The organism is Pseudomonas sp. EL_65y_Pfl1_R83 (assembly GCF_963970695.1).
Classification (GTDB): Bacteria; Pseudomonadota; Gammaproteobacteria; order Pseudomonadales; family Pseudomonadaceae; genus Aquipseudomonas; species Aquipseudomonas tritici.
Window position 1 is genome coordinate 1 of record NZ_CAXAQI010000189.1, and the last position, 557, is coordinate 557.

Below are 557 nucleotides of genomic sequence, written 5' to 3' on the forward strand. Positions count from 1 at the left end.
CTGCATTTTGGGCAGCAGTCTGCGTTGACGGTGTCGCTGCCGTGGGGTTCGCCACTGCCGGTGCCGACAGCGGCGCCAGGACAAGCAAGCTCAAAGCGATCATTTTGGTCATGGGATTCATCCTCTCACCGAGTCATTCGGTTACAGAATGATGACACTTATGAGGCACTTTTGTGAAGTGGTATTTTTGGATGAGAAACCGGCGCGACCTTTCGTGCCGAGAACGCCAGTAAACTATTAAAAGGATAGAAAAAATCTGATCGTTAGTCTGCGCGTAAAATATCCTTGCCGGTCCTTGGGTCGGCGAGGGTGACATTTTCCGCCGCCCGAATGCGCCAATCGCCGTCACGCCGGGTGGCGATCGCCAGGATCAGCGTGTCGACGGCATGCGGCCCGGCCGGATCTGCGACACCGGCGGAGAGCCGCGTCCAGAAGTGCAGGATTGCAACCGCGTCCCCGGCCCAGTCGACGTCCGCCGGATCGACTCGCAGCGGCGAATCGCTGTAAATCGAGTCATGAATGAAGCGGTGTCCTGCGATGATCTGGTCGATGCCGCG

1 protein-coding gene is annotated in these 557 nt (G+C 58.2%); it reads right to left on the reverse strand.

What is annotated here, in order from left to right:
* Positions 1-263: 263 nt before the first annotated feature.
* Positions 264-557, reverse strand: a 294-nt coding sequence (locus tag AACY08_RS28340; RefSeq protein ID WP_339472411.1) for a hypothetical protein, incomplete at its 5' end; no start/stop codon positions are given.